Consider the following 15,095-nt stretch of genomic DNA (forward strand, 5'->3'; position numbering starts at 1 on the left):
CCGTCGCTCACGCCGAGTCTCGGGCTGCGCGCCGCGAGTCTCGGCTGGCGCGGACGGGAGGCGCGGGTCGGGGCCGCACCGCGCCTCCCGTCGGTCACCGGTCGGGTACCGTACGACACATGCCGGACAGCGCCGCGCGCGACCTCCAGCGGACGGGAGTCCGCGCCGTCGTCCGCCGCACCTACCACTCGGTCATCCGGCACCGGGTGGTCGACGCCGCCGCCTCCCTGACGTTCTTCGCCCTGCTGACCGTCTTCCCCACGGCGCTGACGGTGGTCTCCGCCCTCTCGGTGGTCGACCGGCACGGGGACAGCCTGTCGGACATCATCGAGGTGCTCGGGTTCATTGTCCGCGCCGAGACGGCACAGCACCTCGAGGGACCGCTCCGGCAGCTGCTCACGCTCGACAACCCGTGGCTCGGCTTCACGATCGGGCTCGTCCTGACCCTGTGGTCGCTGTCCGGGTACGCCACCGCCTTCGGCCGTGCGATGAACACCGCGTACGAGGTCGAGGAGGGGCGGCGGATCTGGAAGTTCCGCAGCATGATGCTCCTCGTCACGCTGCTCGTCATGGTCGGCGGCGCGATCGGGATCGTCATCCTGCTCGGGACGCCGACGATCTCCGCCGCGATCATCCGGCAGCTCGGGTGGGCGCCCTGGATCGACGACGTGTGGAACGTGGCGAAGTGGCCGATCCTGGCGGCGGACCTCGTCGTGATGGTCGCCGTGCTGTACTACGCGACGCCGAACGTGAAGACGCCGCAGCTGCGGTGGGTGTCCGCCGGAGCCGGGTTCGCGATCGTGACCTGGGCGCTGGCGACGTTCGGCTTCGCGCTCTACGTCGAGACGGTGGGCGGCGGGAACAAGGCGTACGGGTGGCTCGGCGGCGCGATCCTGCTGCTCGTGTACCTGTACATCTCCAACTTCGTGCTCGTCGTCGGGGGCGAGCTCGACTCCGAGGTGATCCGCATCCGGCAGCTCCTCGCGGGGATCGAGGCCGACGAGTCGATCCGCCTGCCGCTCCGGGACGTCACGCGGAACTTCACGCTCGCCCGGTGGCGGGACGCGGACATCGCCGCGGCGCACCGGGTGCGCGAGCTCTCGGCGCAGATCGCCGAGGAAGAGCAGCCCGACCCGACGCCCGTCGAGGAGCACCTGCGCCAGATGTCCCGGCAGGTGCGGGTCGGCGAACGGCCCATGCCCTAGGACCCCACGCCCGCGGGGCCCCTGCCCGCCGACGGACGCCCTCGCCGCCGCACGCCGCCCCGCCCCGTCAACGCCGCCGCACGCCGCCCCTCCGCGTCAGCGCCGCCCCGCCCGTCAGCGCCGCCGCGCGGCCTCGGCGTCGAGCATCTCCTCGGTCACGACCGGGATCGCCCCCGTCGCCAGCTCGATGCCCGACAGGCGCGCCGGCGAGAGGACGCGCTGCACCTGGTCCTCCTCCATGAGCCCGGCAGCGGTGACGAGCGTCGCGATCGGCGTCGAGGTCGTGAGTGCGGTGTGCGCGATCGACGCCGCTGCCGCGTAGCCGATGTACGGCGTGAGGGCGGTGACGACCCCGACGTTCGTGTCCACCTGCGCCGCGAGCTTCGCCTCGTTCGCCTCGATCCCGGTGACGCAGTTCTCGCGGAGCGTCGCGCACCCGCTCGCCATCCACTGCAGCGACTGCAGGATGGAGTGGGCGATGATCGGCTCGAACGCGTTGAGCTGGAGCTGCCCGCCCTCGGCCGCCATCGTCACCGTGGTGTCCGCTCCGGCCACGGCGAACGCGATCTGGTTCACGACCTCCGGGATCACGGGGTTGACCTTGCCCGGCATGATCGACGACCCCGCCTGGCGTGCCGGGAGGGTGATCTCCCCGAGCCCCGCCTGCGGTCCGGACGCGAGCAGCCGCAGGTCGTTGCAGATCTTCGAGAGCTTCGCGGCGCTGCGCTTGACGGTGCCGGACAGGGTCATGAACGCGCCCGCGTCGCTCGTCGCCTCGATGAGGTCCGGCGCGGTCACGATGTCGAGGCCACTGGCCTCCTGGAGCTGCCGCCGGACCTCGTCGCGGTACTGCGGGTCGGCCGTGATGCCCGTACCGATGGCCGTCGCGCCCAGGTTCGTCTCCGCGAGCAGCGGCATCACCGTGCGGAGCAGGAGGACGTCCTCCTGGATGGTGTGCGCGAAGCCGGTGAACTCCTGGCCGAGGGTCATCGGCACGGCGTCCTGCAGCTGCGTCCGCCCGATCTTGAGGACGTCGGCGAACGCGCGGCCGCGCTCCGCGAACGCGTCGGACAACAGGGACAGCTGGTCGGTGAGCCGCCGCACCCCGAAGATCAGTGCGAGCTTCACGCTCGTCGGGTAGGTGTCGTTGGTCGACTGGCTCCGGTTCACGTGGTCGATCGGGTGCAGGTACGCGTAGTCGCCCTTCGGCCGACCGAGGATCTCGAGCGCGCGGTTCGCGAGCACCTCGTTCGTGTTCATGTTCGTGCTCGTGCCTGCGCCGCCCTGGACGATGTCGACGACGAACTGCTCGCGGAGCGCACCGTCGCGGACCTCCTGCGCGGCCCGGTCGATGGCGTCGGCGCGCTCGGCGTCGAGCACGCCGATCGCCTTGTTCGCCCGGGCAGCGGCCTGCTTGACGGTCGCGAGGGCGTCGATGAGGTCCGGGTAGACCGCGATCGGCACCGAGGTGATCGGGAAGTTCTCGAGCGCGCGCAGGGTGTTGATGCCCCAGTACGCGTCGGCCGGGACCTCCCGGGATCCCAGGGAGTCGGTCTCGGTGCGGGTGTGTGCTGCTTCGTTGCCGGTCACGCCCACGAGGGTAGCCCGTCCGGCCGGTCGGGTCCGTGCCGTCGTGGACAGCGGGCGCGTCGCGGATGGACGCGGCGGTGGGCGCGCGTGGACGGCGGCGACGCCGGACGGGAGGCGCGGTGCGGGCCGGCACCGCGCCTCCAGGCCCGGAGGTGGTCGCGTCAGGCGACCCGCGGTCGGGTCAGTGGAACTGCGGGATGATCAGGTAGATGCCGTAGAGCACCGCTGCGCCGGAGACGACGAAGCAGGCGACGGAGACCGTCCGCAGCCAGCGCACGGCGGCGTTCGCGGCGCCGGGCACCGGGAAGCCGGCGGTGGCCGGTCCGACCGTGCCGTCGTCCTTCACGGTGTACTTCCCCGCGCGGGTGTCGGCGGCGCTCCAGAGCCGCAGGCCGACGGAGTAGACCGCGACGACGAAGCACGCGCTCACGAGGGCGACGATCGCCACGGTGAGGAAGGCGAACCAGTCGATGCCCATCAGCGACGACCCCCCTTGCGGCCGGCCATGCGGCGCAGGGTGCGCTCACGGCTCAGCTCGGCTCGGCGCGCGGCGACCGCGTCGGCGCGCTTCTTGCGCTGCATGTCGCGCAGCTCCTTGCGGGTGAACACGGCGTTCGCGGCGACGTCGACCTCGATCGCGGCGGCCTGCTCGTGCGGCTTGCGGAGCGACCACAGGTACAGGCCGAGGATGACCGCGGCACCGATGAGCGCGTCGATCACGAGCCCCGCGACGCCCAGGCGGGCGATGCCGGACGCCACTGCGCCGACGGCGGCCGATGCCGGCAGCGTGATGAACCACGCGATGACGATCTTGCCTGCGGTCGACCACTGGATCTTCGACCCGCGGCGACCCAGACCGGCACCGATGATCGAGCCGGACGACACCTGCGTGGTGGAGAGCGCGAACCCGAGGTGGCTCGAAGCGAGGATCGTGGCAGCGGTGGACGCCTCGGCCGCGAAGCCCTGCGTCGCACGGATCTCCGTGATGCCCGAGCCGAGCGTGCGGATGATGCGCCAGCCGCCGGTGTAGGTGCCGAGGGCGATCGCGAGCGCGCAGGCGACCACGACCCAGAACTGCACGCCCTGCTCGGACGACTGGGCCCCGGCGGCGATGAGCGTGAGCGTGATGACGCCCATGGTCTTCTGCGCGTCGTTCGTGCCGTGCGCGAGGGACACCATCGAGCTCGTGAAGATCTGCCCGAACCGGAAGCCGCCGCGCTCGTTCGGGAACACCGGGCGCCTGGTGATCCGGTACGCGATCCGGGTCGACAGGAACGACACGAGCGCGGCGATCACCGGCGACAGGAACGCGGGGATGATCACGACCGTCAACAGCGCGGCGTAGTTCACCGAGCCGAACCCGGCACCGACGATGGCGGCACCGATCAGTCCGCCGAACAGCGCGTGCGACGACGAGGACGGCAGGCCGCGCAGCCAGGTGATCATGTTCCAGACGACGGCACCGATGAGGCCGGCGAAGATCATCTCCGGCGAGATCGCCACACCCCCGGGCCCCTCGTTGATGAGGCCGTGCGAGATCGACGTCGCGACCGCGGTGCTGAGGAACGCCCCGACGAGGTTGAGCACCGCGGCGACGGTGACCGCCACCTTGGGCTTCATCGCACCGGTCGCGATCGGGGTCGCCATCGCGTTGGCGGTGTCGTGAAAACCGTTTGTGAAGTCGAAGAAGAGGGCCAACGCGATGACCAGGACGACTATGAGTGTGATGTCCACCGCGGGCCAGTGTCCCAGGCGGACGCCCGCGAGGCAAACCCTGCCGGCAACCTGACGTTCACCTTCCCTTCACACTCGTTCAGGTCCGGCCCATGCCTCTGGGAGAATGGACCGCATGGACACCGTCGAGCTCCTCATCCTCCTGGTCGGATCGCTCGCGGTGACGGGGTTCGCCCGGGCCAAGGGCCTGCCGGCGCCGCTGCTCGTGACGGCGGTCGCACTCGCGGCGTCGTTCCTGCCGGGGCTCCCCGCGATGGAGATCGACTCCGAGGTGATCCTCACCGTCATCCTGCCGCCGCTGCTCTACTCCGCCGCACTCGACGTGTCGTGGCAGAGCTTCCGCACCTCCATCAAGCAGATCCGCCGCCTCGGCATCTTCCTCGTGATCGTCACGGCGCTCGCGGTCGGGGCGGTCGCGTACTTCCTCATCCCCGACATGACGCTGCCGGCCGCGATCCTGCTCGGCGCGATCGTGGCCCCGCCGGACGCCGTCTCCGCTGCCGCGATCGGCCGGAAGCTCGGACTCCCCCGCCGCGTGATGACGGTGCTGTCGGGCGAGAGCCTCATCAACGACGCCGCCTCGCTGACCCTCGTGCGGGTGTTCACCCTGATCATCGCGGGGACGTCCCTGACCGTCTGGCAGGACCTCGGCATCTTCGGGCTCGCGATCGGCGTCGGACTCGCGGTCGGCGGGGTGCTCGGGGTGCTCGTGCACTGGATCCGGATGCGCATCAACGACCCGGTGGTCGAGACGATCATGAGCATCCTGCTGCCGTTCGTCGCCTACATCCTGGCGGAGCACCTGTCGGGCTCCGGCGTGATCGCGGTCGTCACCGCCGGCCTCTACATCGGGTACAACTCGCCGAAGGAGGGCTACGCGACCCGGCTGCAGGAACGCCCGCTGTGGACGAGCATCGACGTCATCCTCGAGGGCTTCGTGTTCGCCCTCATCGGTCTGCAGCTCCACACCGTGGTGGACGACCTGCTCAAGAGCGATCGCAGCCTCACGCAGACCCTCACCGCCGCGGGCGTCGTCCTCGTGGTGGTGATCATCGTCCGACCCTTGTTCGTCTTCGAGTCGTACGTCCGGAACCGGATCAACGGCCGGTGGCTGCGACCACTGCGGGTCCGGCTCTCCCGGGGGCACCCGTCCCTGCGGTGGCTCCGGGGCACGGCCGAACCGAAGCTCAACTGGCGGGAGCTCACCGTCATCTCGTGGACGGGCATGCGGGGCGTGGTCACCCTCGCGGCCGCCGTGTCGGTCGTCGCCAACCCGACGAAGATCCCCGCGCAGGACACCATCTTCATCATCGCGTTCATCGTGACCGTCGGCACCCTCCTCCTGCAGGGCCTCACGCTCCCCTTCGTCATCCGGGCGCTCAAGGTGCAGGACCCCGACGAGGACGACGAGGACCTCCGCAGCGAGATGCGCCTCAACCAGCGCACCACCGAAGCGGCGATCGAACTCCTCGAGCGCCGTCGGCCGGACTGGTCGGAGCGGTACGGCGCCGAGGCGACGGACACCGTCGTGAACCGGCTGAAGGCGCGACTCGAACGCCAGGCCGAGACCTTCCGTCGCGACGCCGAGGAAGAAGAGGACGAGGAGCGCAAGGCCCCCGTCCGGCTGCGGGGCTCGCAGATCCAGGACATCCGACGGGAGCTCCTCGACCGTCGCCGCGAGATCGTGCTCGAGGAACGCGAGAAGGGCAACCTCGACGAGGAGGTCATGCGGCGCGTGCTCGTCACGCTCGACGCGGAGGAACTGGCGATGGACTCCGCCCAGGCCTCGCGCAGCCGGTCCTGACGACGGCCGTCAGCGACGCGCGGACAGGTTCGCGAGCGTATCCTGGCGGCCCGACCCAGAACAGGAGCGCATCGCCGAGTGAGCACACCGCGGAACGACGTCCCCAGGAACAACGACCTCCCGGAACGTGACGGAGGGCCGCGGCAGCACCCCGCTCCGAAGCAGCGCGCGACACGTCCGTCGACCCGCGGCGGCTCGAAGCCCCGCCGGGGCGCAGCGGTCGCCGGGACGCGACCGGGTCGACCGAGCCGGACCACGCGCCCCCGTCAGGCGCCCGTCCCGGAACCGCAGCGCATCGGCCGGTACCGGCGCTGGTACGGCACGCTGCACCCGTCGCTGCAGCTCATCGGCCTGCAGCTGTGGATGCCGCTGTTCTTCATCGTCGGCTTCTGCCTCTGCTACGTCTTCGCGTTCCACGCACCGCACCCGCACGACGTCCCGGTCGCGATCATCGGCAGCGACCCGGCCCTCCCGGCCGCCGTGCAGAAGGCGCTCCCCGGCGAGTACGTCTTCCACGTCTACGACTCCCTCGCCGTCGCGAAGCGTGACGTCGTCGCGGGGACGATGGCCGTCGCGTACGACCCGGCCACGAACGAGGTGTTCAAGGCCTCCGCACACCAGTTCCAGGTCGCCTCGCTCGTCCCGGTGACGCTGAGCACCGTGCTCACCGCCATGGGCGTCGCGGCGCCGAAGATCACCGAACTGGCACCCCTGCCCGCCTACGACGAGTACGGCACCGTCGCCATGTACGTCATGCTCGCCTGGTGCATCGGCGGGTACATGGTCGCGATGTTCATCGGCATCATGGGCGGCCCGCTCCGACACCGCACCCGGATGGCGGTGATCGTCGTCGGCGGCCTCGTGATCTCGCTCATCACGAACACGCTCGCCGGACCGGTCGTCGGCGCGATCCACGGGCACTGGATCCAACTCGTCCTCATCGCCTGGGGCTGGATCGTCGCCATCGGCCTGGCGGTCAACGGGCTGAGCTACTTCGTCGGCCGGTTCATCGCCGCACCCGCCATGATCTGCTTCGTGTTCCTTTCCATGCCGTCGTCCGGTGGCGCCTACCCGAAGTGGTTCATGCCGGAGCCTTTCGCGTGGCTCAACAACGTCGTCGTCGGGTCGAGCATGGTCGAGATGATCAAGCACCAGATCTACGGAGTCGGCCCCGGACCCACCCGCGGACTCGTGACGATGGCCTGCTACGCCGCAGCCGGGCTGGTGCTCATGTACTTCGGGAAGATGTGGTGGGAGCACCGCCGCATCAGGGCAATCCTCACCGGGCGCACGACGATGTTCCAGGACGCCCAGAACGCGAACCGCGAGTTCCTCGGGAAGCAGCGCGACGCCGAGCTCGAACGGCACGGCCTCACGTCGACCGAGACCGGCACGCTGAGCGTGCTGCGCGACGACGACTGGGAGGACGAGCGGGTCAGCGGCGACGTCTTCATGGGCGGCCGGGACGGTCTCGAGACCGAGTCCACGCCGACCGGGCGGATCCCCGTGGTGCGCAGCGGCTCCGCGCAGCGGCCGGGAGGCACGCAGAACGGTCCGCGCAACCGTCCCGCCCCACGCGTGGACGACACCAGGGCACCGGCCCGCCCCGACGCGTCCGGCGAGCGCCCGCACGGGAGGCACGCGGATCGCTGAGCGCGCACGGCCGCGTATCCTGGGGACCATGAACCCCCGCATCGCCTGGCACCGCGTCCTCGTCACCGTCGTCGTCGTGTTCCTCGTGCTGACGGTCGGCTTCTACGTCGCGAGCGTGGTGCTCGCCCCCGCCGACGGCCGCAACGTCGCCGGGCTCTTCGTGGGCTGGGCGATGTTCGCCATGGTCGGCGCGATCGTGTTCGGCATCGTCGACTTCTTCGTCCGCCCGCTCGGTGGCCGGAGCGGCGACGCCGAGGTCATCGCCGCCGCCGAGGAAGCCCGCACCGGCAGCACGCGCACGCAGACCCGCTAGAACGCGGTACCCGTCCAGCCGGCGACGGTGGCGTTGTCCTCGGCGAAGGTGAACCGCGCCCGCACCGATCCCCCCGCGAGGACGCCCGGCAACCAGTAGCGGGCGTCGTCCCACATCGCGTCGTACGGCACGGCGTCGACCGGGATCCACCGGGGTTCGAGCTCGTCGCTGCCCGACGGGCTGCCGTGCCAGCGGCGGCAGACGAAGACGTCCGAGACCTGGGACCAGCTCGGCCGGTACGGGAACCGGTAGTCCAACGTGCCCCGCGCCTCCAGGTCGGCCACGTCGATCCGCAGGCCGACCTCCTCCGCGACCTCGCGCACGGCCGCCGCGGCCGGTGCTTCACGGGGCTCGCGCTTGCCGCCCGGCCCGACCAGGCGGCCGGTTCCGAGCCCGCGGCGCTTCTCGCCGAGCAGGACCTCCGGACCGTGCTCCCCCGCCCGCAGCAGGTAGACGACCACGACCGGGGCGTGCTGGGACTTCGTCTCGTCGCGTGCGGTCACGGGTCCAGTCTGGCCTGGCGTAGCATCGTTCCATGGCAGGCGTGCTGCGGGGGCACCATGGCTGAGCCCCGCAGGACCGGGCGCAGCCTCGAAGTGCTGCGCGCCGAGGCCGCCGAGGAGATCTCGATGATCGTCGAGCACCGGAGCCGCCAGGGCGAGGACCCGTGGGAGTTCATGCCGACGCTCCCCACCGTCGACGAGCAGGTCGTGCTCATCCTGCGTGCGGACGCCGTCGAGCTCGACGCCGCGATCGGCCAGCGGAGCGCGCAGTGGTCGATGCACCCTGCCTCCGGCCAGGGCACCAGGCTCGGCGAGGAGTACCACCGCCTCCGTCGGATCGCGTTGCAGCACCCCGAGCTCACACCGGCGGTGTGGAAGCTCATGGGCGCGCTGCCCGAGGCCGGGTAGCCCGTTCCCGGCCCGGCTGCGGTTGGATGGGTGCCATGACCGAAACCGTCCTCGCCGTCCTCAACCAGCCCTCCCGCGACGCCGCCCCGCACGACCCCGCCGCGGACGCCTTCACGTGGGCGAAGCCGCTCGAGGAGCACATCCAGGTGCAGGACCTCGGCATCACCCGCGGTGACGGCGTCTTCGAGACGATCACCGTGGTCGACGGTCGTCCGCAGGCACTCGAGGCGCACCTCGCCCGATTCGGTCGTTCGGCCGCGATGCTCGACCTCCCCGCGCCGGACACGGATGCGTGGCGACAGGCGATCGAGGCGGTCTGCGCTCGACTCGACCCGGTGCGCGAGGCGTTCGTGAAGACCGTGCTCACGCGCGGCGTCGAGGGGACCGACCGGCCGACGGGCTGGGTGTACGCGGCACCCTCCGGCGACTCGACCGCGGCGCGGACCGAGGGCATCTCCGTCGTCACGCTCGACCGCGGGTACCGGCACGACGTCGAGCGGACCTCGCCGTGGCTGCTCCAGGGCGCGAAGACGCTGTCCTACGCCGTGAACATGGCGGCGCTCCGGGAGGCCGCTCGCCGCGGCGCCGACGACGCCGTGTTCGTCTCCACCGACGGCTACGTGCTGGAGGGCACCCGCGCGAACCTCATCCTGTCCGTGGGAGGCCGGCTCGTCACGCCGCGCACCGACATCGGCATCCTCGCCGGCACGACGCAGGCGGACGTGTTCCGCTTCGCGGAGGAGGCGGGCATCGAGACCGCGTACGAGCTCGTCACGCTCGCGGACTTCAACGCGGCCGACGCGGCGTGGCTCGTGTCGAGCGTGCGGCAGGCGGCGCCGATCCGCGAGGTGAACGGGAACGCGCGTGCGATCGACGCCGAGCTGACGACGCGCATCAACGACTTCCTGCTGGCGCGCGAGGTCTGACGGCTCGCGCGCGCTGCGCGCTCGCGCGGCCCGCGCGCGCTGCGCGCTCGCGGGGGCTGCGGGGCGGGCCGAGTCTCGCGGTGGGCGACAGTCCTCGCGGTCGCGAGCGCGAGAACTGTCGGTGGGCGCGAGACTCGGGCGGTCGCGGCGGCGTCGGACCGGACAGCCGGACGGACGGGAGGCGCNCCGCGCCTCCCGTCCGTGGCCTGGCCGCTACCAGCGCGGGGTGGTGACGCCCGCACCGTCCGCCCACTCGAAGACCGGCTTGCCCTCGATCCAGACGCGCGTCGCGCGGCTCGTGGCGTCGAGCGGGTCGCCGTCCCAGAGCACGAGGTCGGCGTCGTACCCCTCGGCGAGACGGCCCACGCGGTCGCCGAACCCGAGGAACTCGGCGGGGTTGGTGGTGAGGGCCTCGAGCGCGGTCTGGCGCGGCAGGCCTTCCTTGACCGCCGCGGTCGCCTGGTCGACGAGCATGTTGATCGGCACGACCGGAGCGTCCGTCGTGATGGCGACGCGCACACCGGCGGCGGCGATCTTCGCGAGGTTCGGGATGCCGCGGTCGCGGAGTTCGACCTTCGAACGGCTCGTGAAGAGCGGCCCGTAGATGACCGGGATGTCCTTCTCGGCGAGGACGTCGGCGATCTTGTGCGCCTCGGTGCCGTGGTTGACGACGAGGCGGTAGCCGAACTCCTCCGACAGGCGGATCGCGGTGGCGATGTCGTCGTGGCGGTGGGTGTGCTGGTCCCAGGCGAGCTCGCCGTCCAGCACGCCCACGAGCGTCTCCTTCGTCAGGTCGCGTGCGAACGGATCGCCCTTCGACTCGGCGGCGTCGCGGGCTGCCCTGTAGTTCTGCGCCTCGACGAAGGCGTCGCGGATGATCTTCGCCACGCCGAGGCGGGTGGACGGCGTCTGCCCCTTGCCGCCGTAGACGCGCTTCGGGTTCTCGCCGAGCGCGCTCTTGATGCTCACGGCGTCGGAGATGAGTTGCTCGTCGATCGTGCGGCCACCCCACGTCTTGATGGCCACGGTCTGGCCGCCGATCGGGTTGCCCGAACCGGGCTTCACGACGATGCTCGTGATGCCGCCCGCGAGCGCGTCGCGGAAGCCCTCGTCGTCGATGTCGATCGCGTCGATCGCACGGACGCCCGCCATGTTCGGACCGGTCATCTCGTTCGTGTCGTTGCCGGCCTCACCGTTGGCTTCCTCGTGGATGCCGACGTGGCCGTGCGACTCGACGAACCCGGGGACGAGCCACGCTCCCGCCGCGTCGACGACGGGCAGACCGGGCGGCGGGGTGACGTCGGGGCCGACGGCGGTGATCCGGCCGTCCTCGATGACGACCGCACCGCCGTCGAACTCGGGGGCGGAGACGGGGACCACGTGTGCGTTCGTGACGACGAAGGAGTTGCTCATGCCTCCACGCTACCGACCGCGACCGACGTCCCGGTCGTGCATACGGAATACCGAGGGTTGGCGGTCCCGAAGGGCCTCCGCCTACGTTCGGACCACGCCCGCACCCGCACTCGCACCCGGAGGAACGATGCACCGCCCGGAGCACCCCTGGCCGACCCACTCGACGACGACGCTGCCGTGGCGCAGTGCCACCCGGAGGCCACGGCCCGACCGCGAGACCACCTCGGTCGAGGCGTCGGTGCCGCCCAGCATCGCCGACGCCAGGTGGTCGCCCGATCCCGACACGGCAGCACTGCTCGCCCGCGCCACGACGGCACTCCGCACGCTCGACGCGCACCACGGCGACGAACTGGCCGCCCTCGGCGGGGTGCTCGCTCGGACCGAAGCGGTGGCGTCCTCCCGCATCGAGGAGGAACCCGCCTCCGTCGACGACGTCGCCCGGGCCGTCGTCGGGATCCGGGCGAACGCGAGCGCGACGGTCGTGGTCCGCGCAGGCCGGGCCATCGACCGGCTCGTGTCCTCCGCAGACGCCGGCACGATCACGGAAGCGGCCGTGCTCGACGCCCACCGATCGCTCATGCGCGACGATCCGGTCGACGGGCGGTACGCGGGCCGGTGGCGCGACGTGCAGAACTGGATCGGCGGCGGCTTGACACCCCGCACCGCACGCCACGTCCCGCCACCACCGGCCCTCGTCCCCGCGCTCATGGACGACCTCTTCGCGTTCCTGGACCGTGACGACCTGCACCCGATCGCACAGGCCGCGATCGGCCACGCCCAGTTCGAGTCGATCCACCCGTTCACCGACGGCAACGGACGGATCGGCCGCGCGCTGATCGCCGCGGTGCTCCGGCGGCGGGGGCTGACGCGCGTGGTCACCGTGCCGGTGGCCAGCGCGCTCGTCGCCGAGCGGAACCGCTACTTCTGGCACCTCGAGTGCTTCCGACGCGGCTCCGTCGACGCATGGATCCGTGACCTCGCCATCGCGATCGGCACGGTGTGCGACGAGGCCACGCTCACGGCACTGCACCTCGCCGAGATCGAGACGGACCTCGCCGCGATCGCCCACGGGCTCCGCCCGGCCGGCGCTCGGCGGGGCCCGCACGACGTCGTCGTCGGCGCCCTCGTGGACGACCCGATCCTCACCGACGACCGCCTCCACGACCTGCTCGACGGCGACGACCCGGCGATCGAGCAGGTCGTCGACGATCTCTGCCGAGCCGGAGTGCTCCGCCCCGTCACCGAGCGGAAACGCCGCCGCGCCTGGGTCGGCACCGCCCCCGCCGCCGAACTCACGGCGTTCGGTGACCGCGTCCGGGCCGCCGTCACACAGCGGGCGAATAGGGTGGGGTGGTGAGCAGCGAGGACACCCAGGCCACCCCTCCCACCGCCGCGAAGCGGCCCGTGACGCGGACCCACCACGGCATCGAGTTCGTCGACGACTACGAGTGGCTGCGCGACAAGGAATCGCCGGAGACCCTCGCCTACCTCGAGGCGGAGAACGCCTACACGGACGCCGCAACCGCGCACCTCGGCGGCCTGCGCGACCGGATCTTCGCCGAGGTCAAGGGACGCGTGCAGGAGACCGACCTCTCCGTGCCGGTCCGCATGGGCGACTGGTGGTACTTCACGCGGACGGCCGAGGGCAACCAGTACGGCGTGCACTGCCGGGCGCCGATCACCGGGCCGGACGACTGGACCCCGCCCGCGGTGGCGGAGGGTGCCGCGACGCTGCCGGGCGAGCAGGTCGTCCTCGACGGCAACGCGCTCGCCGAGGGCCACGACTTCTTCTCCCTCGGCACGTACGACATCAGTGACGACGGCACGCGCCTGGTGTACGGCATCGACGTCGAGGGCGACGAGCGGTACACCCTGCACGTGCGGGACCTGACGACCGGTGCGGACCTCGGCGACGAGATCCCGAACACCGGTGCCGGGGCCACCTTCGACCCGTCCGGCCGTTACGTGTTCTACCCGACCGTCGACGACTCCTGGCGGCCCGACCGGATCTGGCGACACACGGTGGGCAGCGCGGCCGCCGACGACGTCGTCGTGTTCGAGGAGCCGGACGACCGGTACTGGGTCGGCGTCGGGGTCACCCGCTCGTCGCAGTACATCGTCATCGAACTCGGGTCGAAGATCACCTCCGAGGCGCTCGTCCTCGACGCCGCCGACCCGACCGGCGAGTTCCAGGTCGTGTGGCCGCGGCGCGAGGGCGTCGAGTACGAGATCGAGCACGCCATCGTCGGCGGCAGCGACCGGTTCCTGATCCTGCACAACGACGGCGCTGAGAACTTCGAGCTCGTCGACGTCCCCGCCGACGACCCGACCTCCGAGCGGGACCGCCGCGTGGTCGTCGCGCACCACCCCGAGCGACGGATCGAGTCGGTGGACGCGTTCGCCGGGCACCTCGCGATCGAGTACCGGTCCGAAGCACTCCCCCGCGTCGCGATCATCCCCATCGAGGGCGACGGCTACGGCGACGCGCACGAGGTCCCGTTCGACGAGACGCTGTTCTCCGCGGGCCTCGGTGGCAACCCGGAGTGGGACCAACCGACCCTCCGCATCGGCTTCACCTCGTTCGTCACCCCGTCGGAGGTCAGCGACCTCGACCTCGCGACCGGTGAGGTGACCGTCCTCAAGCGCCAGCCGGTCCTCGGCGGCTACGACCCGGCCGACTACGTGCAGGAGCGTGACTGGGCGACGGCGGAGGACGGCACGCGCATCCCGATCTCGCTGGTGTGGCGTCGCGACGCGCTGGACACCGACGGCCCGGCTCCGCTCCACCTCTACGGCTACGGCTCGTACGAGCACTCCATCGACCCGGGCTTCAGCGTGATGCGCCTCTCGATGCTGGACCGCGGCGTCGTGTTCGCCGTCGCACACGTCCGCGGCGGTGGCGAGATGGGACGGCACTGGTACGAAAACGGCAAGACCCTCACGAAGAAGAACACCTTCACGGACTTCGTCGCCGTCGCCGCCCACCTGATCGACACCGGTCGCACGGCAGCCGACCGACTCGTCGCCGAGGGCGGCAGCGCCGGCGGCCTCCTCATGGGAGCGGTCGCGAACCTGGCGCCGGAGCGCTTCGCAGGGATCCTCGCGGCCGTGCCGTTCGTGGACGCGCTGACGAGCATCCTCGACCCGGAACTCCCCCTGACGGTCATCGAGTGGGACGAGTGGGGCGATCCGCTGCACGACGCCGAGGTGTACCGCTACATGAGCGAGTACTCCCCCTACGAGAACGTGCGGTCGGACGTGCAGTACCCGAAGATCCTGGCCGTCACGTCGATCAACGACACTCGCGTCCTGTACGTCGAACCCGCCAAGTGGACCGCGAAGCTGCGCGAGGTCGGTGCTCCGGTGCTCCTCAAGACCGAGATGTCCGCTGGGCACGGTGGCGTGAGCGGACGGTACGACTCGTGGAAGGAGCGGGCGTTCGAACTCGCGTGGCTCCTGGACGTGCTCGGTCTCGCGGAGGTGTCGCCCGCCGCGGCGAACGCGAACCCGATCGCCGCTGGCTGATGCGTGCTCCGGTCGACGGCC

At 71.3% G+C, this 15,095-nt stretch carries 13 protein-coding genes; 8 read left to right on the forward strand and 5 right to left on the reverse strand.

From position 1 onward, the window contains the following. The first annotated feature begins 119 nt into the window (after positions 1-119). Positions 120-1,205, forward strand: coding sequence for a YihY/virulence factor BrkB family protein (locus tag ACTJKO_RS09995; RefSeq protein WP_440688202.1), 1,086 nt, complete (start codon positions 120-122; stop codon positions 1,203-1,205). A 114-nt stretch (positions 1,206-1,319) separates the two neighbouring features. Here the strand turns inward: ACTJKO_RS09995 and ACTJKO_RS10000 are convergent, their stop codons facing one another. The 3 genes from ACTJKO_RS10000 to ACTJKO_RS10010 form a co-directional block, all read right to left on the reverse strand. Continuing rightward, entirely contained in the window at positions 1,320-2,795 is a 1,476-nt protein-coding gene (locus ACTJKO_RS10000; RefSeq protein WP_440688204.1) for an aspartate ammonia-lyase, read from the reverse strand. A gap of 181 nt (positions 2,796-2,976) precedes the next feature. Further along, on the reverse strand, positions 2,977-3,273 hold the full coding sequence (locus ACTJKO_RS10005) for a hypothetical protein (RefSeq protein ID WP_440688206.1): 297 nt from the start codon (positions 3,271-3,273) through the stop codon (positions 2,977-2,979). Continuing rightward, complete coding sequence (locus ACTJKO_RS10010) at positions 3,273-4,529, reverse strand: anion permease (RefSeq protein WP_440688208.1); 1,257 nt, start codon at positions 4,527-4,529, stop codon at positions 3,273-3,275. The genes ACTJKO_RS10005 and ACTJKO_RS10010 overlap by 1 nt, the downstream gene beginning before the upstream one ends. Before the next feature lie 115 nt (positions 4,530-4,644). Here ACTJKO_RS10010 and ACTJKO_RS10015 point away from each other — a divergent pair, with 115 nt between their 5' ends. From ACTJKO_RS10015 to ACTJKO_RS10025, 3 genes are all read left to right on the forward strand, one after another. After that, positions 4,645-6,333: a cation:proton antiporter gene (locus tag ACTJKO_RS10015; protein WP_440688210.1), complete on the forward strand. Its 1,689-nt coding sequence runs from the start codon at positions 4,645-4,647 to the stop codon at positions 6,331-6,333. Between the two features lie 78 nt (positions 6,334-6,411). After that, positions 6,412-7,986, forward strand: coding sequence for an ABC transporter permease (locus ACTJKO_RS10020; RefSeq protein WP_440688212.1), 1,575 nt, complete (start codon positions 6,412-6,414; stop codon positions 7,984-7,986). 28 nt (positions 7,987-8,014) lie between these two features. Further along, the gene (locus tag ACTJKO_RS10025; protein ID WP_440688214.1) at positions 8,015-8,299 is read left to right on the forward strand and encodes a hypothetical protein; all 285 of its coding nucleotides are present in this window, start codon (positions 8,015-8,017) and stop codon (positions 8,297-8,299) included. Here ACTJKO_RS10025 and ACTJKO_RS10030 read toward each other — a convergent pair. Further along, positions 8,296-8,802 (reverse strand): 8-oxo-dGTP diphosphatase, encoded by a 507-nt coding sequence (locus ACTJKO_RS10030; protein WP_440688216.1) that lies wholly within the window; start codon positions 8,800-8,802, stop codon positions 8,296-8,298. The two genes, ACTJKO_RS10025 and ACTJKO_RS10030, sit on opposite strands and share 4 nt — an antisense overlap. Before the next feature lie 57 nt (positions 8,803-8,859). Between ACTJKO_RS10030 and ACTJKO_RS10035 the strand changes: the two genes are divergently transcribed. Both ACTJKO_RS10035 and ACTJKO_RS10040 read left to right on the forward strand, forming a co-directional pair. After that, complete coding sequence (locus tag ACTJKO_RS10035) at positions 8,860-9,210, forward strand: tryptophan synthase subunit alpha (protein ID WP_175351148.1); 351 nt, start codon at positions 8,860-8,862, stop codon at positions 9,208-9,210. A gap of 35 nt (positions 9,211-9,245) precedes the next feature. Next, entirely contained in the window at positions 9,246-10,136 is an 891-nt protein-coding gene (locus ACTJKO_RS10040) for an aminodeoxychorismate lyase (RefSeq protein WP_440688218.1), read from the forward strand. 213 nt (positions 10,137-10,349) lie between these two features. Here the strand turns inward: ACTJKO_RS10040 and ACTJKO_RS10045 are convergent, their stop codons facing one another. Beyond that, positions 10,350-11,549 (reverse strand): amidohydrolase, encoded by a 1,200-nt coding sequence (locus ACTJKO_RS10045; protein WP_440688220.1) that lies wholly within the window; start codon positions 11,547-11,549, stop codon positions 10,350-10,352. Between the two features lie 127 nt (positions 11,550-11,676). Between ACTJKO_RS10045 and ACTJKO_RS10050 the strand changes: the two genes are divergently transcribed. Both ACTJKO_RS10050 and ACTJKO_RS10055 read left to right on the forward strand, forming a co-directional pair. Continuing rightward, positions 11,677-12,906 (forward strand): Fic family protein, encoded by a 1,230-nt coding sequence (locus ACTJKO_RS10050; protein WP_440688222.1) that lies wholly within the window; start codon positions 11,677-11,679, stop codon positions 12,904-12,906. After that, the gene (locus tag ACTJKO_RS10055; protein ID WP_440688224.1) at positions 12,903-15,074 is read left to right on the forward strand and encodes a S9 family peptidase; all 2,172 of its coding nucleotides are present in this window, start codon (positions 12,903-12,905) and stop codon (positions 15,072-15,074) included. The genes ACTJKO_RS10050 and ACTJKO_RS10055 overlap by 4 nt, the downstream gene beginning before the upstream one ends. The last annotated feature ends 21 nt before the right edge of the window (positions 15,075-15,095 follow it).

The organism is Curtobacterium sp. 22159 (assembly GCF_052045775.1).
GTDB lineage: Bacteria > Actinomycetota > Actinomycetes > Actinomycetales > Microbacteriaceae > Curtobacterium.